Here is a 19,988-nt window from a genome sequence, read left to right on the forward strand (position 1 = left end):
ACAACTAACAACTGAACTAATCAAGGAGGACTTTGGCGTGGAGTGGCGATTGCGTGCAATTCGTGGAGCAACAACCGTTTCGGAAAATACTGTGGAAGCAATTCGAGAGGCGGTGAGTGAACTGCTAGACGAACTGGAAGGGCGAAATCAACTCCAGCCACAAGATATGATTAGTGTGACATTCTCTGTAACCCGTGATTTGGATGCGACTTTTCCAGCAGCGATCGCTAGACCCCGGCCGGGTTGGGATAATGTAGCTATGTTAGATGTACAGCAAATGCACGTTGAAGGTAGTTTACAGCGCTGTATCCGTTTCTTAATCCACGCTTATCTACCTACCTCTACTCCCATTAATCACATTTATTTGCGCGAAGCTCGGAAACTGCGCCCTGATTGGAGTTTACCCCAGGCGCTACAAGCACCGCAGCAAATAGTAGAGTCAAGAGTTTAATTGAAATGATGAGAAAACCTGGCTCGCGCCCAATTAAGTTAAACTCCTGGGCGCAGAATTTTCTCAGCTATTTGGGGGAACCATCGTTGTAGGAAAAACAGCAGTTTGGTTTTACCGATTCGCATTTCATAGCGATCGCTTATGAAATCATGCCAAAATTCATTTACCAGTGCATCAGGGGAAATCTTCCCTTTACCCCGTCCTTGAGTCATGGGTGTATCAACTAAGGGCGCGATAATTTCAAATACTTTAATAGATGTGGCTTCGAGTTGCCAGCGCAAGGCTTTAGTGGCAATATGTATCCCTGCTTTACTACCACAGTAGACAGGCGCGCTTTCTTTGGGAACTAATCCTAAGCCAGAGGAAACATTGATGATTGCGGCTTCGGGCTTATTCAGCAGATGGGGTAACATCAGTTTAATCAATTGCAATGGCGCAATTAAATTAGTGCGTAATTCTGCCTCGATTAACTCTGGCATGATTTCTGGATTCACAAATTCGTAGTTATATTGAATGCCGGCATTGTTGATCAGGATATTCACATTTGGGTAACGATTGACTAGCTTTTGCAAGACATTTAAATCCTGTAAATCAGCAACTTCAGTGAGAATTTCCGGCCATAATGCCTTTACACCAGCTAATTTTTCAGCATTCCGTCCAGTGATTATCACTGTATTTTGCGCTTGCAGAAATTTGTGTGCTAGTGCCAAACCAATTCCTGATGCACCTCCAGTAATTAAAACTGTGTTACCCTGGGTTGAAATTTTAGATTTCTTCTTGTAAGCCGGATGTAATACTTTTTTCACCATTGCCAGTTTAGTAAGCGCATTTCAGAACATCTTCTTTAGATGTAATCTGAAGCAATGGTGAAGTCATTAACTTATGTTAATCAGGGTGGAAATTTTTCCGAATTCGGCTAAGAGAAACAGGTGAAATACCTAGATAAGAGGCAATGTGATACTGCTTGACTCTATGATCTAGATGAGGATATTCCGCCAGAAACTTTTGGTATCTGGTCGTGGCATCATCTAGAAGTAACTCTGCTTCGCGTTTTTCTTTTTTAAGATACAATGCTTCTAGAAATTTATGCTTAATTGTCTGCCAACATGAATGTCCTGCACATAATTGGGTGAACTTGTCATAGTCGGCAACTAATAATAATGAGTCTTCTAAAGCTTCAATAGAAAATTGAGCAGGCTGTTTTAAAATCAGCGCACTGTAGGCAGCAACAAAATGTTTTTCTGGGCAAAATGATTTTATGAATTCTGTACCCGATGAATTTACGTAGTAGAGACGTAAGATTCCGGAAATAACGAATCCAATTTGCCAGGGTATGTCACCCGCCTGAATGAAAAACTCTCCAGCAGTTAAAGGTAGTGGGTAAAAAGTTTGGTTTAACTTTTGAATTTCATCTGCTGGAATCTCTGCGAAGTTTTGCAGAACAGTATTGAGTTGAAGATAGGCGGGGGTGGACATACAAAGTGGCGATCGCGCTATGCCTCTAGATTATTACTTGAAATTTTTCCTTCTTTGTGATGGTGAAATCTGATCCCTAAAAAGATGTCATAAACAAATTCAAAAAAGTCTTTTTTCTGCAACAATCCTGATGTTTGATAACAGCCTTTCTCATCTAACAATGGCTTCATTACATAATAAGCTGGCTGATAGTTATACCAGGGGATGGAAGGCCATAAATGATGAATTAGGTGGTAGTTCTGTCCCATGATTAAGATGTTGAGCAACTTTCCAGGGTAGACACGGGCATTTTTCCAGCGATCGCGTTCTACAAAAGGACGATGGGGCAGATAATCAAAAAATAGTCCTAGAGCTATACCAACTATAAATGCGGGGATAAACCAAAAATTGAGAATGTAGCCCAGGAAATGGTATTGAACGGAAATGTAAACAATTGTAATGACAATTAAGCGACTGATAAACCACTCCAGCAGTTCATATTTGCGCCACAGCTTCCTTTGAAAGAAAAATACCTCATGGTACAAAAACCGCACAGCGATTAACCACAGTGGCCCACCTGTAGAGACGTAATGATCAGGATCATCTTTGGGGTGGTTAACATGGGCGTGATGCTGCAAATGTACCCGTGTAAAGACTGGAAAAGCAAAAGCTAATATCAAAGCGCTGCCATGACCTAACATGGCATTAATTATCCGATTCCGGTGGGCAGATTGATGACAAGCATCGTGAATGACTGTCCCGGCACAATGTAAAGCTAAGGTATTTGTGCTGAAGCATAGCCAATGAGGCCATTGCCAAAGCCAATAACCAAAGTTCGACAAAACTAACATAGCCACCGATGCCGAAAATAAAAGCATCGTGGGGTTAAAATCACCAGGAGGCGCTAAAAATTCCTTTGGTGGGATTTTTGGTAACTGCTGTGCCTCCAATGAGAGCATTTGTATCTCCTTTGTGATCAAACATTACAAATATACGACAAATATTAGAGGATAATAAACTTTTGTAATGTTTTGTATAGGGAGATTTATCAAAAACCTATGCTGATAAGCAGATGAATAGCGCTATGATTCCAGACAAGACCCAAGTATTTTGGGATTTACCCATGAACACAAGAAATCAATGGTTGAGGTAAGGGGTGCAGAAGAGTAGTTTACCAAAACCCTTACAGCCATTTTCCATGAAAATTCTTGCTGTGTAGAACTTGTCTTTGCTGATCAATAGGGTGTGCTATCCGTATCACGAATAATTTTGATGTAAGAAACCTCCTCCACGGGAGGATGGAACCCAGATTAGTGTACGATATCTAGTCTATCTCACAGTTCCATAACATCTCCCATAGTTTGAGTCACGGATATAACAGTGACTGAAAACTAAATGCCCCTTAATTTACTATGACTCACTAGATAGCTCCCTAGAATCAGCCCCTATGCAATTAAGAGATTCTGTACGCCGGACAAAAATCGTCGCTACAATTGGCCCTGCCACTAGTAGCCCCGAAATGCTGAAAGCCATCATTGAAGCGGGTGCAACAACGCTGCGACTCAACTTTTCCCACGGTTCCCACGCCGACCATCAGCGTAGTATTCGCCTAATTCGGCAAACCGCTTTTGAACTAAATCAGCCAGTGGCAATTCTCCAAGATTTGCAAGGGCCAAAAATTCGCTTAGGAAAATTTGAAAACGGGTCTATAGTTTTAGCTAAAGGCGATCGCTTCACTTTAACAAATCGTCCAGTTGTTGGTACGCAGGAAATTAGCTGTGTCACCTACGATTACTTGGCTGATGAAGTCCCTGTAGGTGCAAAAATCCTCCTTGATGATGGCCGTGTAGAAATGGTGGTGGAGGATATTAACCGCGACAAAGGGGATTTACATTGTCGGGTGACTGTAGCAGGTAAGTTATCTAATAACAAAGGTGTTAACTTTCCTGGCGTATATCTCTCAATTAAAGCTATGACCGACAAAGATCGTGAGGATCTGATGTTTGGTCTAGACCAAGGTGTTGATTGGGTAGCACTTTCCTTTGTCCGTAATCCCCAAGACATCATTGAAATTAAAGAGCTAATTTCCAGCACTGGTAAACAAGTGCCAGTAGTTGCCAAAATAGAAAAGCATGAAGCGATCGAACAAATGGAAGCAGTTCTCGCTTTATGTGATGGCGTAATGGTGGCCAGAGGCGATTTAGGTGTAGAACTACCAGCAGAAGATGTCCCCGTATTACAAAAACGCTTAATTGCGACAGCAAACCGCTTGGGGATTCCCATCATCACCGCTACCCAGATGTTAGATAGCATGGTGAGCAATCCCCGTCCCACCCGCGCGGAAGTTTCCGACGTAGCCAATGCCATTCTTGATGGTACAGATGCGGTAATGCTCTCCAATGAAACGGCTGTGGGTAGCTACCCAGTGGAAGCGGTGGCGACAATGGCAAGAATCGCCGAACGCATCGAGCAGGAAGAAGCTATGGCTAGTAAATTACGCCAAATGCGAGATAACCGCCGTTCTATCCCCAACGCCATCAGCCAAGCTGTAGGTCAAATTGCTGAACAGTTGGGAGCAGCAGCAATTATGACTCTGACCCAAACAGGGGCGACTGCACGCAACGTTTCCAAGTTCCGCCCCCAAACACCAATCTTAGCGGTAACACCCCACGTCAACGTAGCTCGTCAGCTACAAATGGTATGGGGTGTAAAACCTTTGTTGGTATTAGAATTACCTTCCACTGGTCAAACATTCCAAGCCGCCATTAACGTCGCCCAGGAGCATAGTTTACTGTTTGAAGGCGATTTAGTCGTGATGACAGCCGGGACACTCCAAGGGGTATCTGGCTCAACGGACTTGATTAAAGTTGAAGTGGTGACAGCAGTTCTAGGTCAGGGAATTGGTCTAGGACAGGGTTTGGTAAGCGGTTGTGCTAGGGTTGCTCACACCGGTATGGATGTGGGGAACTTTAACTCCGGTGATATTTTGGTTGCACCCCGCACAGGCGCAGATTTTGTCGAGGCGATTCGCAAAGCAGGCGGGATTATTACAGAAGATGAAAGTTTAACCAGTCATGCGGCGGTGATTGGTTTACGCCTGGGTGTACCAGTAATTGTAGGTGTGAAGAAAGCCACGCAAGTTATTCGTGATGGAGCAATTCTGACTCTGGATTTGCAACGAGGTTTAGTTTATTCCGGTGCTGTCGGAACTCCTTAATTCACTATCTTTGGATATGGGTGTAGGGGTGTAAATGTCAATGTTTAAAACCTTTACACCCTTATACCAACTCTCTATGAAGTTGCGCCAAATAAGTAGAGACGTTTCATGAAACGTCTCTACAGTAAAGAATAAAGTGCATCTATGGCTACGCCAGACAAGCTACATCAAGAAACAGTATTACACCCATTCTTAACAGAAAACCTTGGTGCTTAAGCCCTAATAGCTACATCATTAGCAACTTGAATTATAAGAATCATATTTGATTTTTGAAAATATTTAAGTATCTGTAGGGTGGGCAATGCCCACCCTACGTATATTTCAGAAATCAAATACTAGTCCTATATATAGATTTTTCCTCAGTTAACAAACCTCTCAACTATTTTACGTAATGCTGTTTACAGCATTTCCATAGGCTAATGACTTATTAGTAAATTAATCCTTTGTGTAAGAGAATGGGGAGAGTATTTTGAATAAAAATATCATCAGTTTTATTAGTTTTATTGTTGCTATCATTTTCAGTGTTGGAGCTATAATTTTGATTCAATCACTGAATATACCTGCCTTTATAACTCTCAGCGTTTCTGTATTAAGTAGTTGTTTTTTGATAATTTTTATTTTTATACATAATCTCATATCTCAATGGAAATAATCTGGCACTTTTTTAGCCTTGCTACGCCACTACTTAATATTTACTAATAGCCAAAATTAGGAGTGTTGTTTGACTCTTGAATAATGACTTGTGATTGCTGAGTATTGACGTTTGCACGCCCTCTAGCAATTTGTTGCTGGGAAAACATTTCTCGTAAAACCATTGCTGGATCTACATAATTGTTAGCGTATTTCAATCCCCAGTGCAGGTGCGGCCCTGTGGTGCGTCCAGTCATCCCGACTCTACCTATCCTTGCTCCGGTGGGTATGGTTTGACCTTCCCAAATTTGAATCCCACCTGGGCGGTCAATTAAGAAGCGGCGACCGTTTGCGGTGTCTACATAACCTTCCATGTGGCAATAAGTATGTTCCCATTGGCCTGACTTAATGACTATATGTGTACCACAGGCTGTGCGATCGCCTACTTTAATCACTGTACCAGCCCACCAATTGCGAATATAACTACCTTGGGGCGCAGCAATATCTAAGCCACTATGAAATTCCCAGCTATCTCCACCAGTCGCAGAACGGCGATAGCCAAAAGCAGATGTGTAAGCTTGAAAGTTTTCTACTGGGAAGGAAGCGGATAACCAACCACTGCTTCTGGCTGTTTTGTTTGATCTTGTCTCTCTCGCTATAACAACTTCTGCCTTAGGGAATAAAGCTATAAAGCTAAAAATATTCAGTCCTAAGGCTAATAGTGTGGCTCCAGAAAATGCTAATCTCTCTTGCCTATTAATCATCTTTATTCCTCAGACCACTCAATAATGTTTGTATCTAATTACCGTGAAGCTCTTGTAAATAAATTGGGAAAAATAATCAAAAATTTTAAATTAATTACATTGTCAAAATATGGTTTTTATGGTTATTGAGAATTGATATTTACGTATGTACTTAAGTATTACTACTGCTTCAGTCAAACAGCTTACGACATAAAGCTTTAGCCTGTCAAATTTATCTTAAGCGCCACCATCAGGGAGGGTTATTAGCAATCAAATGACCATACGATTAGGATAAATGTCTAGATTATAGAGAAAGATTATGGTTGTACTTACGTATGTATTTGATGAGCCTGAAACTTGTAGCGAAATAAACAATTAATTCTGATGATAATTTTCAACTCAGTATTCCTAGACATGAGTTAATTCAGAGAATTCCGTCAATCGAATGACGACTCACCTCAAAAGATAGTTGCCAAGTATTCAAAATATTGTTAGCGTTTATGCTTAAAATTGCTGAATATGTCGATTGACATTAGCTTAAGTGTCGATCCGACCACTTGCAGGACTCCTCAAGCCATGCTGACTGAAATTTTACCTTTTCGTTTTGAGTTGAACACAATTGCGATCGCCGGCGCTAGTCTGTGGTCTTTGGCGCTATATCTAGGTTTTTCCCCGTTGAGTGAATGGGTAATCGAGCAACTTAACCGTTGGTTTAACTTTGCCGAGCGATCGCTGTATACTAGCCAAACGGAATTTGAAAAAACGCGCAAAGCCAGAGAAGCTCAAAATTCCTTTTATGCCTCACTTTTCAGCATTGTGCCATTTCTGGTAATTGGCGCTTTATGCAATTGGGGAGTGGAAATTAGCTTAGGACGTAGTTGGGCTATTAGTATAGGTATCCTTGCTTGTATGGGTTGTGGGATCTACGAACTAGGACGACGTGACGGACAATCTTCGGATTAATAAAGTGAATTCGTGAAACCTTAGCCATGATGAGAGAACAGAGTTTCTCTATCATCATGGCTACCAAATCCAAGGTTTACCAAGATTGTTCCAGAACTTTTTTCAACGGAGATTTAATATCATAAGAGCGTGCCTTGTCTCTCACCATTACTTCAATCACTGCATAAGCTAAATCGTGGAAAAATGCTTTAGAAGAGCCTATTTCACCAAAAGCACCCCATTTAAAAGAAATCTCCCCAGAGCCAAATAAGTTGCTAATACCACTTTCTTGCAGCTTTAATTTTGCACCATCTGCAACACGATCAGCGTACTCTTCATGTATACCAACTCTAACTACATCTAACGATGACGCAAGAGTATTGTTGAGTTGACGCTCTAATTCAGTGGAGATACTAACCTTTAATACTAACTTGCCAGAGTGGTTGGGTTCAAAAATAGCGCCTAAGCAGCCATACAAAAATCTAGCGCCTAAAGGTGCTAATATTTCCATCATTACTGATCTTTGAGAAAACAAACCAATTTTTGCGTTATCTAGTATTGTTTCTATCCTTTCATCCACTACAGGATAGAAAATAGGCCGATAATCACCAGGAAGATAAAAGGGTTCATCCTGCCAAATACGTGCTTTTCCAGTTAGGCCTAAATCGAGCGCTTTCATAGTTAATCAATTCCCCAAGCTTTTCGCCAATTTCTATTGAAATCATCAGGATAAGCCTTAATTACTTCAGGATGATACAAGCTGTAGGGTGAAACACCATAATATTTTATTGCCATAGGATGAGCCGTATACCAATCATAGCCTTCTTCCATGAGTGCCGCTTCTTTGAGTTCATGAAAATAAAAACTAGCATCAGCACCAGAAATTTTATGTGAGCTATTGAAAGCGTTCTGAAGCCTCTCAATCATTTTTTGGTTTGGTAAGAAATAATCAAACTTACTTACGTGTTTCCTAATGATTTCCAACTTTTCAAGCTCTACATCATATTCTTGGTCAGTTAAGTTTCCTAGAAAATTTGCATCAGGATTTGCAGACAAAAATTGACTCGCTTTTACCTAAATACATGACAATCTTTTCAGTATAGACATAAAGTATCACCCTGAAAAATTCAAAAACTGTCTATCTCTTCTTTTACCAAGTTTGCTAACTTCTGGGCTGCTCCGCTTTCACCTCGAACAAGGCGGAGTTTCCCTTGCATCTGTGCCAATTTCTCTGGATGATTTAGCAAATCTAAAACCATTTCCCCAACTTCTTGCGGCTGGAGTTTACCTACAAGTTCTGGGACTATTTCTTCCTGCGCCCAAATATTTGGCCATGCTAATAAACCTTTGCGTCTGAGAAATAGCCAGTTAATTATCTTGGCAAAAGTCGAACCCACACCAGGTAAATTTGCCAATAATCCTGGTAAACCGTCCCAAGAACGCATCGCATCAAGTTGCTGTGTAGGGAGTAAAACTATCATGGGTACGCCTAAAGCCCCTAATTCAGCTGTGTTAGCTCCCACTGTGGTTAAACAGAGACTACAGTTAGATAATAATTCATAAGCAGGATTTTCTTGCCATAACTCCACACCTAAGCCATTATCTGTTTTTAAAATAGAGCGCTGGTGATTGTTATCTGAGGAAATCAAGGAAGCGCCAGAAAAGTTAAAGGTTTTTAAAAATGGGTTTTTTTGGGAATCGGCAAAACTAGCCAAGGTTTCTAAATCCAAAGTCGGGGCGACGGGAATCACAAACTTTGTTTGGGGCATTTTGCTGTGGATATACTCACTAATACTCAGCATTAATGGGATGCCTTGGGTTAATTTTGCTGCTTTTGACCCTGGTAAAATGCCTACGATTGGGGTGTGGGGTCTGGGGTGTAGGGAGTTGGGGAGTTGGGAGTTGGCTTCTAGCATTAAATCGCCGACAACTGTGAATTTATGGGCGTATTTAGGGGATGCTTTGGCTGCAACTATGGGTTTCATGACTCCGAAACGGTCAATTAAATTATGCCAACGGGCTTCCCATTCGGCGTAAACGACTGTGCGATAGTTCAGTTTTTTGCCGATGACTACAGGAAAAAACTGGTCACCTCCCAGGAAAATAACTACGCCTTTGCTTCGCCAATCCCAATTGTCAACAGTTTTCCCCCAGAGCAAAAATTGCCAAAAATGCTCTGCTGATTGTACCCGGTCTACTTCTGGATAGGAAAGTGCGATCGCCGCTTCTTTGCCACTAGCATTAGGACATGGTGACAAAATTACAGAAATCCTGACTTGAACACGGTCATCACCAAGTTTTTCACGTAAAGCTTTAACTACAGGACGTACCCAGGTTGTTACCTCACCAGGCCCATTGGAAAGAATAAGAATATCTACTGGATTCATAAGTTAATAGTTAAAATCACACCAACATCTCCAAATTTATCGTAAATTCAAGGGTTTAAGACCCCTATGTCTACACGTAGTATCGGTTGGAGTTGGGTATTTAAACCCCAACTCCAACTGTCTTGAATTTTGAATTTTGAATTTTGAATTTTGAATTATTAACGATACTTATTCTTACTTTTTCACCAACTTTGGCAACAATTAAAACAAATTAAAAAATCTCTAGAAGCTGCTAACTAATTACTTAAAATGTCTCAAATTATAACGTTTTTGGTATGCGGCAATATAATCTACATTTCGTTGCTCTAGTCTTGTTAGCAATTTTAGAGGAAATTCTTTAGGGGAATATATGGGGTTATACCAAGGTTGATTATTAAAGTAATCTTGTAAACCTGGATTATCAAAACGGCGACCATGACGAGCAAACACGGTATTACGCATAATATCTAGAGTGTAACCATCTTTACCATCTAAATCTGCATCGGTCACAGCCTGTTGGGAAAGCCACAAATAGTTATTGTTATTGATGTTTACATCTATTGGCGCAGATGTGATGGAGGGGACGGGTGAAGGGTCAACCTGTTGTTGAGGGGATGGGACAATAGTTTGTGTAGTAACTGGCGATTGGGTAACTTCAGGAGTTGCGTTACTTACTGGTGTTTCTGTTATTGAATTGACTGGAGATGTGTTGTTATTTTCGGCTACAGGTTGGGGTGTCCTGGTAAATGCTAGTCCGACAATTACCGATGCACCGATTAATCCGCCTGCAATCAAACTACCAAAGAGAATACCTTTTTGATTATTACCTGTAACATTTGCTGGGGGTGCTACGGAAACGGTCGGCTGTGGTGGTGCAGATACTACTGGTGGTGGTGCAAAATACGGTTGTGTAGGGGGAATGGGACTACTGATACTTTGTAAATTATCTAACATGGCTCTAGCGGTGGCATAGCGATCGCGTGGATGGTAGGCGATCGCTTTATCCAGTACACTAGCTAAAACCGGATTAATCTGACTGGCGTACTGTCGCCACATAATTTCCCCAGTCTGGGAGTCTATATCTAATGTTTGTGGCTGTCTCCCAGTTAATAAATAAATGGCTGTGAGACCTAAACTATACAAATCGCTAGAATAAACAGGTCTTCCAGCTGCTTGTTCACTGGGCATATATCCGGGTGTACCAATGACAATGGAACTGGTAGGATTACCTTGGGAGTTGACGACTGTTCCCATTGATTCCCGTACAGCACCAAAATCAATCAGTACAGGTTTACCGTCACGATGACGCAGAATAATGTTATCTGGTTTGATATCACGATGGACAATGTGTTTAGAATGGACGTATTCCAAAACAGGTAACAGATTTACCAGAAGTTCTTGAATCGCACTTTCAGTAAATAACCCTTGTTGTTGCAGTCTGGCTGTTAGTGTATCCCCTTCAACCCATTCCTGCACTAAATAAAATTGCCCATCGGCGGAAAAATAAGCATATAATGCCGGAATTTGTTCGGTTGCACCACCTAATTCCTCTAAAATTGCTGCTTCCCTTTGGAACCTTTCCTGTACTAGCTGGTAAATCTGAGGATTGTTTTGAATCGGTCGTAATTGTTTGACCACACACCGCCGCTTAGAAGGCATATAGGTATCTTCAGCTAGATAGGTTTCACCAAACCCCCCAGCACCCAATGTGCGGATAACTTGATAGCGATCGTTTAACAGCTGTATGGTCATGGCATACTTCAGAGACTAGCTAGTCTAATATAGGCGTTGTCAGTCGTCATTTGTCCATAGTCAAAATTTATTTTCTCTTGTTTACCTTGTTTCCAGGCAAGTTTTATTTTAAATCTAGTAAACCTTCTTCTTTTAATTTAGGATTAAAACGCAATTGCGTTTTTAAGCCACGTAATTCTAAAGATGCTAAAATTTCTGTCTCTACTCGTCGAGCTACATTTTTAATAATTTTCATTTGTGTGAGTTCATCATTAGTAGGTTTGTGATAATTCGCCTGTTCTTCCTCTGTCATGAATTTTTTCACATCTACAGGCTGTGTCCATATTTCTTTCTGTTCTCCATTCCCCGCAGGCGTAGTTCCGTTTTCGGCTATCCAAGCCTTTTCAATATTTTCTAAAACAGTCCGACTGGGACGTTCAATCGTTTGAATTTTCACCCAGTAGCAATGTTGCATCTGACGGACTAAATGCTGTCTCAAACTTAAATAAACGTCACGAGAATATCCCACAAACTGCAAGGTTTTTTCCTGGTCAAAGATTGCGTATACTCCTATTTTTTCTTGATAATTTTCTGGTAATTGCCCATTTTCATCAATATAGGGAATATATTCGAGGTTGACTAAATTAGGAATATTAATTTCGGTTGTCATAAATTTGTTAGGTTAATTTTTTTTAAACCCAGGATATTTCTACAGGGGTACTCGATCAACTTATCATGACCTGCGATCGCCTCCTATGGCCATCGTTAAAAGACAGGGAAGCAGAGGGAAAAACAACCTAATTACCCATTACCTAACCTTAAAACCTCCCATTCCCCTGAATAATGTGTTTGAGGGTAGTCAAAGTTTCTAGGCTGATAAACCCCCGACGATGACCTTTTTGATTCGACATCCCTAAAAACACAGAATCACCCCGTGAAGGGTTACGGGAGAAGCGTGGGGATGTGTTGATATAGGTGGAGGCGCTGTTAACTCCTAAGGCGAATTGGCGACTTTCTTGATAGGATTCAGTGGCGATAGAATCAGCATGACCGCTACTGTATTGATTGATCCAGGCGATCGCTCCATCCAAACTATCTACCAGTTTAAATGCTACTGTCTTAGTTAAATAAGCGTTGCCCCATTCGTTATCTTTTGCTAACTGCAATTGGGGAAAGGCTTCTACTAGTTCCCCGTCACCTTTAATCTCAAATCCTTTCTCTTTCAGGCTATTCCACAAAACAGCTAAAGATGAAGGCATAGCTTGACGATGAATTAAGACTTTCTCGATAGCGTTGACGGGATCTGGTTCACTTTCGTGGCTATCGAGAATCATCCACCGTACCATGTCTAAGCTGCTATTTAACGACCAGTAGAGGTAACAGTTACCCATTGCTGACTTTAACACCGGGCAAGTTGCCTGGCGTACTACTTGCTGCACTAAGCTGGAACGTCCGTAGGGAATTACCAAGTTGATATATTGGTCTTGGGTGATTAAATCCCGCAGGGAACCGCCATGTTCTGTAGTGACAAGTTCTATACAGCCTGATGGTAGTCCGACTTCGACAATTGCGTGTTGTAATGCTTCCACGATCGCCGCATTAGAATGACTAGCTTCTGTGCTACCCTTGAGGATAATACTATTGCCAGTTTTAATACACAAACCTGCGGCGATCGCTCCTAAATCGGGAAAAGCTTCATAAATAAATCCAATTACTCCCAAAGGCATTAACTGAGAATAACTCTGAGAATCTTCTGGCTGATAGTCGGCGTTTCTCACCCGACGCAATGGGTCTGATATTTCTCCCAACCTTTGCAGAATTTCTACTGTAATCTCTAACCTGGTGGGAGTTAATTTCAACCAGTCTAAAATTAGTTCTGGCACTGCCATTTCTCGACTAGCTTCTAGATCCAAGGTATTGGCTTCTAAAATGTCGTCAAATGCGTTTTCTAGCGCCTGTGCCATTGCCAAAACAGCGCGACTACGATCTATTCCCTTAGTAGTACCTAACTTCAGGGACGCTTGAAAAGCGCGTTTGGCGCTTTTCATAGGTTCGGGACAATCATCTAAAGCTGCAACGGTCATTGAGTTATCGTCTGTAAGTAAGCCAGACCATGAGTGCTGGCAAAATAGCCAACAATACTGCCACCATTGCCCAAGCGATGATACTAGAACCATTGGCCAGTCGCAGTGCTAATGGTAGCCATATAATCACTAGCACGAAAATAATGCCCAAGGCTATAGGTAAATAGCTTTCTCGCAATTTTGGGTGGACAACTTGCCAACTATTCCCTGTCCAACGCCAAGCACGTTTGTAGGGATAGGTGGTGGAAAGCTGTTCTAATACATGGCCATTATCTTCTACAACAAAGATTTGCTGACAGCGATCGCAACCAAATGCCTCTGTCAGTGTAATCGGTACTAACCGCCCTCGGCGACGGCAAGGACACGGGTATTCGGTATTGAAATCGATTTTTTCGGGTTTTTTAGATTGCACAAGCGTTTTCAGCAATTTAAAATTCAAAATTTAAAATTAAGAACCCCATACATGACAAGTGATCAGGATTGTATGAGTGTGGGTATTAAAACCACGTTAACTTCTTGTTTAAAATTTCTGCATTTTCCTATCTAAAATTAGGATTTACGCACCCAGATTGTCTGTTGAGACTGGGTGTGAGGGGTTAAGGGTGTAGGGGTGTAATTGATTAGACATTGATAGTGCAGGCATAAAGGGTACATTTTAAGCTTACGTGGCGAACTCCCTGAAAACAATCCATTGAACTTATGCTTAACTGATGGGTTCTGCTTTTCCTGGGGAACGCTGCACGAATAGCGATCGCTATCCTTTGTTTGAAGATAGACGGGATCACTCATTCATTTCATTCTTTGGCATCATCTCTCAAATAAAGGATGATCCTGTGAGTAAAAAGCTCCGACTGTCTTTTCTGAGCTATGGACGCAGAACCACAAGAGGCGATGGCCAGAAAAATATCTTCAGTTTCCCTAACTCTCCCTCGAAGTTTTCGGGCTAATTATGCACCTGATAATAAGACTATCCACCTAGCTGGTAACTAGTGTAGTATAACCCCTATAAAAGAATGGTTGACTTACACACTAATGATTGTAGGCACTACCAAGCTACGGCTTTTGAGTCTTAAAAATACTTTTGCGTTTTTTCAAAAGCGGGTAACGCGATTCGAACGCGCGACATTCACCTTGGCAAGGTGACGCTCTACCACTGAGCTATACCCGCAAACTTCACTATATTTAAATATGCCAGATTAATTTTTATTTGTCAACTGTTTAAACTTATAAATTTTGCTAGCTGAGGGCTGGAGACAAATTAATAGGACTTACGCACCGAGGTTGTCTGTTGAGACTGGGTGTAGGGGTGTAAGGGTATAAGGGTGTAGGGGTTTTAAATTGACAGCCCTACACTCTTGTCCAAACCCTTGATTTTTTGTTTTCATGCGTAAGTCCTGACTTTTTTACACTTCTTCAGACTCTGCGGTCAATTTACCGATGCTGGCATTGGGAAACGCGGCTGGTAAGGATTGGGTTTGGGTGTAAGAATCTGTAACGTTAGAACGCAATTGGCGCATAAGGCTAGCCATTTCTAGCGCATTCATGGCATAGTCCCAACCATGATTAGCTTTAATACCTGCTCTTTCTAAAGCTTGCTGCATGGTATCTACTGTCAAAATCCCAAAAATTACAGGTACCCCTGTCTGGAAACTAGCAGCCGCAATCCCTTTAGATACTTCTGCGGAGACATAATCAAAATGGGGAGTTTGTCCGCGAATCACAGCACCAAGACAGATTATTGCATCATAACGATGGGTGAGAGCTAGTTGACGAGCAACAAGAGGTACTTCAAAACTTCCAGGAACCCAAACATAGTCCACTTGATTCCCGTGGGGATCGGGATCTACACCGTGGCGTTTTAAGCAATCTTGACATCCTGCTAGTAATTTTGTGGTTACAAGGTCATTGAACCGACCAATCACTATCGCTAAACGCAAAGGTTCTGTTTGAGTAAAAGTTCCCTCGAAAACTGCCATGACTCTACCTGGAATCTAATATACTTCTTGTCAATATACATTTCTTCTCTAAATATTGAAGAGCAGGAGAACACAATTTAGGTAGGGGAAACAAGAAAAAATGGGTAATTTTTCTTGGATCTTGTACCTGTGTTGGTGGCTCTCCTGCCCCTGTAGTGTCGATATTATTTATTTTGGCTAAGACAAAGTACTTGTCTAGACCACAAAAAAGTTTAACAACCCGACTAAAAGCACCAAGGCAATCCAAACACCAGAACCAAGCCAAAGGAGCTTTTTAGATTCAACCCAGCTTTGTGGTGTGGCATAAGCAACAGGCACGCCCACAACTAGAACAAAAGACACCAACACAAGTGATATCAACGCAAATTGGAATATTATGGTCATTTTGACTTCTCCCAAGACAGCGAAATACTAAAGAAAGTACTAAAAATAGAATATCGTAACTGGCGACACCGACAGTTTTTCCTTAATTGTAAGCTACCAGAAATTGGGTCACTATGGACTAGTGACCATAGTCAATACTTTCGGGGTGTAATGCCCTAGATGGTTGAAAGGACGAAGGTTAACGGCAACAGACAAGGCAAAATACTAAGCTAAGAGGAATTACAGCGATTTTTCACCGAGGGATTCTTTACCTCATGCGATCGCAAGAAGGAGGGCGGTTAAGCGATCGCGCACTGTTTGGCATCTGCCTGTTTACTGGTTGTCGCGTATCAGAAGCGTTGGCTCTCAACATGACTGATATCAAATCAGGAACCATCACTTTCCGAAAATGTACCACGAAAGGCAAGTACAAAACACGGATTGTAGATATTCCACTCGTTTAGGCGAACAGCCCTCACGCAGATGTCTAGCACGGGAATATCTTTGAGGACTATTCAGGAAATTTAATTAGTAGATAAAAAAGAAAAATAATGCTAGGTAAAATTGATTGGTTTGGTGGCTTTAATAATAAAACAAATAAATTTAATCATTTTGGTTATATTACTCCATTGGAGGGAGTAAGTACAAAAGATATTCGTATCGAGCGAGACGATGTTCCATTAGATATACAAAAAATTATAGAGGGTAATAAAGGAAGGGGAGTTTATGTTCAGTTTGATATTGATTCAAAACGTAATCTAGCAATTAACCTAAAAGTGCCAACTTTTATTGGTGCTATTAAGAGGTCTGAACTTTCGGGACATTGGCAGATTACCTATAATGATAATTGTAAACTTCATTTCAGAAGTAGGACTCACTATCAAAGCGAAAGCATTGTTGCTTTCAGCATTAAAGAAATCAAGGATAGAGAGGCTATGGAAATGGCTGAAATATTGGGAAAAGACCAAGAAATAAAATATAAACAAGTCCCATTCTTATTAAAAATAATTAATGATATAAGAGAAATTGACACTGATGAAAGAATAGTTGAAAAATATGCTAATAGTAATATATTTGTATTATTTAAAATATTTATTATTGAATATTTGTTAGCTTTACCATTGGAGATGGCTGAAATTTTTATTGTTAACAAACTAAAATATTTAAATGATGAGCAACAAGATTTTGTTATTAAGGAAATTGCAACAAAACTACCAAACCTTCTAATTGGCTCTTCAACCCTACGTTCGTACTTAAAATTGGATTCTTATAGTAAAAATAGTTATATTTTATTCATAAATGAACATATTAATCTAGTAGAAGGGAATTTCAAAATAGAATTGATATATGAACTAGTTAAAAAAGTAGAACAAGCAAACGAAAGAGAACGTAATATCTATTGGCAGCAAGTGGAATATCTACGAGATAATTTAGATTATAAAAACTTTCTCTGGCATATTGCTCCAACAGCAAGGAAAATTCCAATAATTGCTGAATATACATTATCTATAGCAGAAGATGCTGCTGAAAAGGTAGTTCTTGAACATCTTGAGCAATTTAATAAGCAAGAGCAAGATAAATTGATTAATGAACTTATTAAAAAATCACCCAATGTTATCTTAGTTTCTTCTAAGCTGCGCTCTTATTTAAAACTTACAGAAGACGATTTCAATAGCTATGGTATTTTTATTAACAATTATCTTAATAGCGTAAATGATGACTTATTTAACGAATTAATAAATGAATTAATTGAAAAAGTAGAACAAGCAAACGAAAGAGAACGTAATATCTATTGGCAACAAATTGAATATCTACAACATAATTTAGATTATAAAAACTTTCTCTGGCATATTGCGCCAACAGCAAAGAAAGAAGCAATTATTCAACAGCGTTGTAAAACATTTTTTGACATTATCTCTCGGTTTCAATATAGCAATTATCCTTACGAAAGATATATTTCTCATGATTGGCGCGAACTATATCATTTAAACCAGTCAGATAAATTGTTAATACAGAAATGGGATGCTAGTGTAAATTTCAATGAAATTACAGCAGCGAAAATGATTTCAGCACGCGGTGCTGAAAAATTAGTAATTCAATTTTATCAAGCTTTAGATCATCAGGTAGAAGATATTTCAATTCATCAAGTTACTCAACAAAGTATAGAGTGGAAATTGGGTGATATTAGATTAGATTTCAAATATTTACTTGATGTTAAAAATAGTAGAATAAGTGTTAATTCTAATTCTTATTCAGAATTTTGTGTTCCGAAATTCAAAGAATCCCGTGGTAATAATGTTAAAATCGTTGGTGTTTTATCCCCATATCTTCAAAAAAAATATATGTATGGGAAAGTAAAAGCCAAATTTCGTGTTGAAAATCCTAAAGTATTAGGTGCTTTTGATAAAGCCAAGCTGAGTGAATTAGAAACCATATTTAGTGACCGATTTATAAGTATAAATATGCCGAGAGGGTCTGATACCAATAAATACTTGCCCCCTTGGCTGTTTGATTATGATGAGCGTTTTTATAAGCAACAGTGTGAAATTTTAACAGAATTACAAAATTTATGTGATCAAGATATACCAAGTTGGGAAGATATATCACTAGTTACTCAAGAGTTTATACCTTTATTTATAGCTGCAAAACGTCGATTACCACAGACTTGGGTTAATAATTTACCCCAATGGCAAGTCAATTTCATAAATTACTTGATTAATCTTCCTACAGAACGAATTACTTTGCCATATTTATTCATGTCTATCTTGAGACATTTTTTATTAATGCTTGCTTACCAAGGAAGTGATTATAGTCCCCAACAATATTTAGAGCTTATATACACAGACACGACACGAAATAATCCACTCACACTATACGACCCTTTAAACATTATCAGAGATTTTTTTGATACATTACAAATTCTTTGGAATAATCGTCAAGCATCACGACTAGATGAATTCAAAATATTTAAATTTTCTGGTCAAGGATTACTGCAAGGTCAACGTGCAGCATCAGATAAGCTAACAACAATTTTGGCATATTGTGGTGGATGGGTAGATGAAAAGGGAAAATGTGGATATAGACCATTAGTAATTGGTAGAGAGCCAAATTGTCCTACTTGCGGTCGTCTCGTCTGTCATAAATGTAATTATTGTAGTAACGGTTGTTCTGCTTATACTGCAAGAAAAAGTAATCAAAATATTAATAACTGGGGTATTGATATAGGGTAGCCATCGAGATACATTGAAATTTATGTTTGGCTAAATATGTTTGGCCTTTATTATTCATCTGTGAATAAAGATTCTAAATCTCGATAACCACTAGTAACACCAACTATTAGGGAAATTAGCTAATAATTTACACTTGGCGCAAATGTTATCAAAAAGCTTAGAGGCGGCTTTTGGGTTACTCCGAGCAATATATTCACGAATTTCATCTAAATCTTCAATTGCTGCCTCTGAAAGTGAATAATTATTCATTCAGAAGACTCCTCGGCAATTAAACGAATTTTTTCTTGTAACCTAGCAAACACAACTTCGCCATCAGTTACTTGTCCTGCTGCAATTTGTTCAGTTCCTACAGCAATTTTTTGGCGTAATTCTTCAAGTCTCTGCTCTCTTTCTTGTAGCAGTTTAAAGGCTTCATTGATGACATCATCAGCACTGGCGAATCTACCACTTTCTAACTGTGCCTGAATAAATTGCTCTAGTTCTGGTTTAATTTGGATATACATATCGACTAAGAATTTTGGTGTTTAAGTTTTTGGACAATTTATAAAATTAAACCTTTTTGATTCGGATTTGATACTATTTTAGTACCAAAACAATACTGATAAAGCCACAAGCACACACAGCATGGTTAATAGCCTGGAGCTTTGCTTTTATATAAAAAATTAGGTGTATGAAAGTACGGTGACTGCCATTACGATCGCTAGTCTTGAACTAACAGCAGTTTTTAGTGCTGAAACTAATGAAGTACCATGAACTAAAGCATCTGCTCATAGTGCTGTGTGAGAGTATGTCAGATATTC

Annotated in this window: 21 protein-coding genes and 1 tRNA gene; 6 read left to right on the forward strand and 16 right to left on the reverse strand. The window is 39.8% G+C overall.

The window, feature by feature from the left end; translation table 11 throughout:
* Nucleotides 1-37 precede the first annotated feature (37 nt).
* Nucleotides 38-451, forward strand: coding sequence for a chorismate mutase (aroH, locus tag GSQ19_RS13750; protein ID WP_011318501.1), 414 nt, complete (start codon nt 38-40; stop codon nt 449-451).
* A 38-nt stretch (nt 452-489) separates the two neighbouring features.
* On the opposite strand, the gene GSQ19_RS13755 is transcribed toward aroH, so the two are convergent.
* The 3 genes from GSQ19_RS13755 to crtR form a co-directional block, all read right to left on the reverse strand.
* Nucleotides 490-1,260: an SDR family oxidoreductase gene (locus GSQ19_RS13755; RefSeq protein ID WP_011318502.1), complete on the reverse strand. Its 771-nt coding sequence runs from the start codon at nt 1,258-1,260 to the stop codon at nt 490-492.
* A 76-nt stretch (nt 1,261-1,336) separates the two neighbouring features.
* Nucleotides 1,337-1,927, reverse strand: a complete 591-nt coding sequence (locus GSQ19_RS13760; RefSeq protein ID WP_011318503.1) for a Crp/Fnr family transcriptional regulator — start codon at nt 1,925-1,927, stop codon at nt 1,337-1,339.
* A 17-nt stretch (nt 1,928-1,944) separates the two neighbouring features.
* A complete protein-coding gene (gene crtR, locus GSQ19_RS13765) occupies nt 1,945-2,865 on the reverse strand; it encodes a beta-carotene hydroxylase (protein ID WP_011318504.1) in 921 nt (306 codons plus the stop codon).
* A 488-nt stretch (nt 2,866-3,353) separates the two neighbouring features.
* On the opposite strand from crtR, the gene pyk reads away from it, so the two are divergent.
* On the forward strand, nt 3,354-5,123 hold the full coding sequence (gene pyk, locus GSQ19_RS13770) for a pyruvate kinase (protein WP_011318505.1): 1,770 nt from the start codon (nt 3,354-3,356) through the stop codon (nt 5,121-5,123).
* A 695-nt stretch (nt 5,124-5,818) separates the two neighbouring features.
* On the opposite strand, the gene GSQ19_RS13775 is transcribed toward pyk, so the two are convergent.
* Nucleotides 5,819-6,517, reverse strand: a complete 699-nt coding sequence (locus GSQ19_RS13775) for a M23 family metallopeptidase (RefSeq protein ID WP_011318506.1) — start codon at nt 6,515-6,517, stop codon at nt 5,819-5,821.
* Nucleotides 6,518-7,072: 555 nt separating this feature from the next.
* Between GSQ19_RS13775 and GSQ19_RS13780 the strand changes: the two genes are divergently transcribed.
* Nucleotides 7,073-7,459 carry a hypothetical protein gene (locus tag GSQ19_RS13780; RefSeq protein WP_011318507.1) on the forward strand — a complete coding sequence of 129 codons (387 nt, stop codon included), beginning with the start codon at nt 7,073-7,075 and terminating at the stop codon, nt 7,457-7,459.
* 76 nt (nt 7,460-7,535) lie between these two features.
* On the opposite strand, the gene GSQ19_RS13785 is transcribed toward GSQ19_RS13780, so the two are convergent.
* The 7 genes from GSQ19_RS13785 to GSQ19_RS13815 all read right to left on the reverse strand — a co-directional run bounded on the left by GSQ19_RS13785 (nt 7,536) and on the right by GSQ19_RS13815 (nt 14,031).
* Nucleotides 7,536-8,117 (reverse strand): hypothetical protein, encoded by a 582-nt coding sequence (locus tag GSQ19_RS13785; RefSeq protein ID WP_011318508.1) that lies wholly within the window; start codon nt 8,115-8,117, stop codon nt 7,536-7,538.
* A 2-nt stretch (nt 8,118-8,119) separates the two neighbouring features.
* Complete coding sequence (locus GSQ19_RS13790; RefSeq protein WP_197992832.1) at nt 8,120-8,494, reverse strand: hypothetical protein; 375 nt, start codon at nt 8,492-8,494, stop codon at nt 8,120-8,122.
* A 71-nt stretch (nt 8,495-8,565) separates the two neighbouring features.
* Nucleotides 8,566-9,825: a glycosyltransferase family protein gene (locus tag GSQ19_RS13795; RefSeq protein ID WP_011318510.1), complete on the reverse strand. Its 1,260-nt coding sequence runs from the start codon at nt 9,823-9,825 to the stop codon at nt 8,566-8,568.
* Between the two features lie 240 nt (nt 9,826-10,065).
* The gene (locus tag GSQ19_RS13800) at nt 10,066-11,556 is read right to left on the reverse strand and encodes a protein kinase domain-containing protein (protein ID WP_011318511.1); all 1,491 of its coding nucleotides are present in this window, start codon (nt 11,554-11,556) and stop codon (nt 10,066-10,068) included.
* A 103-nt stretch (nt 11,557-11,659) separates the two neighbouring features.
* Nucleotides 11,660-12,205 carry a GIY-YIG nuclease family protein gene (locus tag GSQ19_RS13805; RefSeq protein WP_011318512.1) on the reverse strand — a complete coding sequence of 182 codons (546 nt, stop codon included), beginning with the start codon at nt 12,203-12,205 and terminating at the stop codon, nt 11,660-11,662.
* 148 nt (nt 12,206-12,353) lie between these two features.
* Nucleotides 12,354-13,619 (reverse strand): glutamate-5-semialdehyde dehydrogenase, encoded by a 1,266-nt coding sequence (locus tag GSQ19_RS13810; RefSeq protein WP_011318513.1) that lies wholly within the window; start codon nt 13,617-13,619, stop codon nt 12,354-12,356.
* 4 nt (nt 13,620-13,623) lie between these two features.
* Complete coding sequence (locus GSQ19_RS13815; RefSeq protein WP_010998134.1) at nt 13,624-14,031, reverse strand: hypothetical protein; 408 nt, start codon at nt 14,029-14,031, stop codon at nt 13,624-13,626.
* A gap of 455 nt (nt 14,032-14,486) precedes the next feature.
* On the opposite strand from GSQ19_RS13815, the gene GSQ19_RS30260 reads away from it, so the two are divergent.
* The gene (locus tag GSQ19_RS30260; RefSeq protein WP_263435191.1) at nt 14,487-14,609 is read left to right on the forward strand and encodes a hypothetical protein; all 123 of its coding nucleotides are present in this window, start codon (nt 14,487-14,489) and stop codon (nt 14,607-14,609) included.
* A 106-nt stretch (nt 14,610-14,715) separates the two neighbouring features.
* Here the strand turns inward: GSQ19_RS30260 and GSQ19_RS13820 are convergent.
* The 3 genes from GSQ19_RS13820 to psbZ form a co-directional block, all read right to left on the reverse strand.
* A tRNA-Gly gene (locus tag GSQ19_RS13820) sits at nt 14,716-14,787 on the reverse strand.
* Nucleotides 14,788-15,022: 235 nt separating this feature from the next.
* The gene (gene ribH / locus GSQ19_RS13825; protein ID WP_011318514.1) at nt 15,023-15,595 is read right to left on the reverse strand and encodes a 6,7-dimethyl-8-ribityllumazine synthase; all 573 of its coding nucleotides are present in this window, start codon (nt 15,593-15,595) and stop codon (nt 15,023-15,025) included.
* Between the two features lie 195 nt (nt 15,596-15,790).
* Nucleotides 15,791-15,979 carry a photosystem II reaction center protein PsbZ gene (gene psbZ / locus GSQ19_RS13830; protein ID WP_011318515.1) on the reverse strand — a complete coding sequence of 63 codons (189 nt, stop codon included), beginning with the start codon at nt 15,977-15,979 and terminating at the stop codon, nt 15,791-15,793.
* A gap of 254 nt (nt 15,980-16,233) precedes the next feature.
* On the opposite strand from psbZ, the gene GSQ19_RS29735 reads away from it, so the two are divergent.
* Together GSQ19_RS29735 and GSQ19_RS13840 are read left to right on the forward strand one after the other, a co-directional pair.
* On the forward strand, nt 16,234-16,422 hold the full coding sequence (locus GSQ19_RS29735; protein WP_197992833.1) for a site-specific integrase: 189 nt from the start codon (nt 16,234-16,236) through the stop codon (nt 16,420-16,422).
* A gap of 87 nt (nt 16,423-16,509) precedes the next feature.
* Nucleotides 16,510-19,188: a hypothetical protein gene (locus tag GSQ19_RS13840; RefSeq protein WP_011318516.1), complete on the forward strand. Its 2,679-nt coding sequence runs from the start codon at nt 16,510-16,512 to the stop codon at nt 19,186-19,188.
* 90 nt (nt 19,189-19,278) lie between these two features.
* On the opposite strand, the gene GSQ19_RS13845 is transcribed toward GSQ19_RS13840, so the two are convergent.
* Both GSQ19_RS13845 and GSQ19_RS13850 read right to left on the reverse strand, forming a co-directional pair.
* On the reverse strand, nt 19,279-19,437 hold the full coding sequence (locus GSQ19_RS13845) for a type II toxin-antitoxin system RelE/ParE family toxin (protein ID WP_197992839.1): 159 nt from the start codon (nt 19,435-19,437) through the stop codon (nt 19,279-19,281).
* Nucleotides 19,434-19,691, reverse strand: a complete 258-nt coding sequence (locus tag GSQ19_RS13850; RefSeq protein WP_011318517.1) for a type II toxin-antitoxin system ParD family antitoxin — start codon at nt 19,689-19,691, stop codon at nt 19,434-19,436. Before GSQ19_RS13850 ends, GSQ19_RS13845 begins: the two co-directional genes overlap by 4 nt.
* Nucleotides 19,692-19,988 lie beyond the last annotated feature (297 nt).

This window comes from Trichormus variabilis 0441 (genome assembly GCF_009856605.1).
Lineage (GTDB): Bacteria > Cyanobacteriota > Cyanobacteriia > Cyanobacteriales > Nostocaceae > Trichormus > Trichormus variabilis.

Excerpts from the sequence above, each read along its gene's own strand:
- GSQ19_RS13850 (WP_011318517.1), bottom strand. The coding sequence starts at position 19,691 with ATGTATATCCAAATTAAACCAGAACTAGAGCAATTTATTCAGGCACAG.
- GSQ19_RS13785 (WP_011318508.1), bottom strand. The coding sequence starts at position 8,117 with ATGAAAGCGCTCGATTTAGGCCTAACTGGAAAAGCACGTATTTGGCAG.
- ribH (WP_011318514.1), bottom strand. The coding sequence starts at position 15,595 with ATGGCAGTTTTCGAGGGAACTTTTACTCAAACAGAACCTTTGCGTTTA.
- GSQ19_RS13755 (WP_011318502.1), bottom strand. The coding sequence starts at position 1,260 with ATGGTGAAAAAAGTATTACATCCGGCTTACAAGAAGAAATCTAAAATT.
- GSQ19_RS13780 (WP_011318507.1), top strand. The coding sequence starts at position 7,073 with ATGCTGACTGAAATTTTACCTTTTCGTTTTGAGTTGAACACAATTGCG.
- GSQ19_RS13760 (WP_011318503.1), bottom strand. The coding sequence starts at position 1,927 with ATGTCCACCCCCGCCTATCTTCAACTCAATACTGTTCTGCAAAACTTC.
- GSQ19_RS13775 (WP_011318506.1), bottom strand. The coding sequence starts at position 6,517 with ATGATTAATAGGCAAGAGAGATTAGCATTTTCTGGAGCCACACTATTA.
- GSQ19_RS13810 (WP_011318513.1), bottom strand. The coding sequence starts at position 13,619 with ATGACCGTTGCAGCTTTAGATGATTGTCCCGAACCTATGAAAAGCGCC.
- GSQ19_RS13795 (WP_011318510.1), bottom strand. The coding sequence starts at position 9,825 with ATGAATCCAGTAGATATTCTTATTCTTTCCAATGGGCCTGGTGAGGTA.
- GSQ19_RS30260 (WP_263435191.1), top strand. The coding sequence starts at position 14,487 with ATGGACGCAGAACCACAAGAGGCGATGGCCAGAAAAATATCTTCAGTT.
- GSQ19_RS13805 (WP_011318512.1), bottom strand. The coding sequence starts at position 12,205 with ATGACAACCGAAATTAATATTCCTAATTTAGTCAACCTCGAATATATT.
- GSQ19_RS29735 (WP_197992833.1), top strand. The coding sequence starts at position 16,234 with ATGCGATCGCAAGAAGGAGGGCGGTTAAGCGATCGCGCACTGTTTGGC.
- crtR (WP_011318504.1), bottom strand. The coding sequence starts at position 2,865 with ATGCTCTCATTGGAGGCACAGCAGTTACCAAAAATCCCACCAAAGGAA.
- GSQ19_RS13845 (WP_197992839.1), bottom strand. The coding sequence starts at position 19,437 with ATGAATAATTATTCACTTTCAGAGGCAGCAATTGAAGATTTAGATGAA.
- psbZ (WP_011318515.1), bottom strand. The coding sequence starts at position 15,979 with ATGACCATAATATTCCAATTTGCGTTGATATCACTTGTGTTGGTGTCT.
- GSQ19_RS13840 (WP_011318516.1), top strand. The coding sequence starts at position 16,510 with ATGCTAGGTAAAATTGATTGGTTTGGTGGCTTTAATAATAAAACAAAT.
- pyk (WP_011318505.1), top strand. The coding sequence starts at position 3,354 with ATGCAATTAAGAGATTCTGTACGCCGGACAAAAATCGTCGCTACAATT.
- GSQ19_RS13800 (WP_011318511.1), bottom strand. The coding sequence starts at position 11,556 with ATGACCATACAGCTGTTAAACGATCGCTATCAAGTTATCCGCACATTG.